The sequence below is a fragment of the Sinorhizobium sp. BJ1 genome (assembly GCF_002531555.1).
In the GTDB taxonomy this organism is placed as follows: Bacteria; Pseudomonadota; Alphaproteobacteria; order Rhizobiales; family Rhizobiaceae; genus Sinorhizobium; species Sinorhizobium fredii_B.
Genome location: NZ_NWTH01000094.1, coordinates 1 through 2,228, shown reverse-complemented (window position 1 = coordinate 2,228; position 2,228 = coordinate 1). Strand labels below are relative to the sequence as shown.

At 59.7% G+C, this 2,228-nt stretch carries 1 protein-coding gene; it reads left to right on the top strand.

What is annotated here, in order from left to right:
* Positions 1 to 626 precede the first annotated feature (626 nt).
* The gene (ltrA, locus tag CO676_RS34130) at positions 627 to 2,141 is read left to right on the top strand and encodes a group II intron reverse transcriptase/maturase (protein WP_245424661.1); all 1,515 of its coding nucleotides are present in this window, start codon (positions 627 to 629) and stop codon (positions 2,139 to 2,141) included.
* The last annotated feature ends 87 nt before the right edge of the window (positions 2,142 to 2,228 follow it).

The following is a 2,228-nucleotide window of genomic DNA, read 5'->3' as shown; positions in this document are numbered from 1 at the left end:
TGGTGCGCCGTGAAGGCGCGAGAGAGGGTGAAATATGACTTAGACATCATCTCTCAAGCTTGCTGATTTTCGACCGACGGCTGAAATGCCGTCTTGGCTGTAAGAGCAACAGCCGAAAGGGGGCCGAGAAGCTCGACCGGGCGTCGCCGGTTGGGTGTCATAAGCAGATCGGCCTTAAATGTACCGGGTGCGAGCCACCACTCGCAGGCCGGGCTACCGCAGTGTCTATGACGAGACAACGAAGTGAGCGCCGGAAGCCTCTGTATTTATCCATACCGCCTCCGCTGGTGTGATGGCACCGGAGGTAACGCGATCCGAAGCGGCAGGGTTCAGTCCATCTCTGCTGCTGGGCACGAGTATCGTGTCCGGGACAGGAACGGCTCTCTCAGCCTGTTCCCAGTATCGCCAGGGGTAGAGCTCACCGTCTAACGGCACAAAGGTTGGAAATCGGAACACGGGAACTCGGATCGTCTGCCCGGCACGGAACCGGGCTAGCCTCGACGGCAGGAGACGGACGACACCGAGGGCGGAGCTTTCGTAGTAGTCGGAGTGCGGGAAAACCGCGCACAGGGCGAAGGAAAGCAGGAAGACGGTAGGTTTGCACGACGGAGAAGCAATCTGTGGACATGGATTATCAGGCCGATGAGGCTTGGGTACTCGGCGTTCAACGCAAACTTTACCAGCAGAGCAAGGCAAACCCCGACGAAGCGTGGCGCGATCTCTGGGGGTGGCTTACAGACGCCCGCATGATCCGTCATGCCTGGCGGCGCGTTTCGACCAACAAAGGTAGGCGCTCCGCCGGAGTCGACGGGATCACCGTGGACCGCGTCCGGCAAAGGATCGGTGAACAAGCGTTTCTTGATGGAATTCGGCGGGAATTGCGCTCTGGCGCATACCGACCGAGTCCATCACGGCGGAAGCTCATCCCCAAGCCGGGCAAACCGGGGCAATTCCGACCCTTGGGCATTCCCACGGTGAGGGATCGCGTCGTCCAAGGCGCGGTCAAAGCAGTTCTCGAGCCAATCTTCGAGGCCCAATTCTGGCCTGTCTCCTACGGGTTTCGGCCCGGAAAAAGCACGCATGGGGCCTTGGAGCATATCCGGCTATCTCTCCAACCGCGCAAGCGGGAAGCGGATAGCCGACGGCACCAAATGCCATACAACTGGATAATCGAGGGCGACATAAAGGGCTGTTTCGACAACATCAATCACCATCATCTCATGGACAGACTGCGCGCTCGCGTGGCCGACCGGCGGGTGACGGGGTTGGTGGGGCAGTTCCTCAAGGCCGGGGTCCTAGCGGAGGACCAATTCCTGCGCACGGACAACGGCACGCCACAGGGAGGGATCATCTCCCCGTTGCTGGCCAACATCGCGCTGAGCGCGATCGAGGAACGCTACGAGAGATGGACCTATCACCGTTCGAAACTCCGGAACCGCCGCCTCGGCGACGGGGCAGCGGCGGCACTTGGCGCACGAGGACGGGATCGCCGGCTAGGACGCTGTGTGTTCTTCCCTATCCGATATGCCGATGACTTTGTCGTGTTGGTTTCAGGCTCGAAGGAAGATGCCATCGCGGAGAAGTCCGCACTGGCGGATTACCTTCGGCGGATGACCGGTCTCGAACTGTCACCGGAAAAGACCAGGATCACGGCTGTGACGGAAGGGTTCGAGTTTCTCGGATTTCACGTCGCCATGCGCTGGGACAAACGATACGGATATTTCCCCCGTATCGAGATACCCAAAGCAAAATCTGCTGATCTGCGCCACAAGATAAAGGTCCTCACCAAGGTCGACAAGAACTTGGTGCCTCTTGGGCGGAAGCTCGATGAACTGAACTCTATCCTTCGAGGCTGGACTGGCTACTATCGCCACTGCGCCCGAGCCGGGAAAGTGTTTACGGCCATAGACTGGTTCGTGACACGCCGTATCTGGTGCTGGCTTCGCAAGAAGCGCCGAAAAGCTCGGGTACGCGACATAATGCGGTCCTTCGGGCCGAGCCGTCGCCGCCCGACAAGACGCGTCTGGCGAGAGGGTCTCCACGAGCAATATATTCTTGCTTGGACTCCTATCAGTCGGTTCTTGCTTGGCTGGATGAAAACGCCTGCATTTGCCATGTCTTCTGGAGAGCCGGATGCGTAACGAAAGGCGCACGTCCGGTTCGGCGAGAGGCGGTGAGAAACCGCCCGCCGCGAGGCGGGTTAGGCGCTCACCGCCTACTCTACCCTT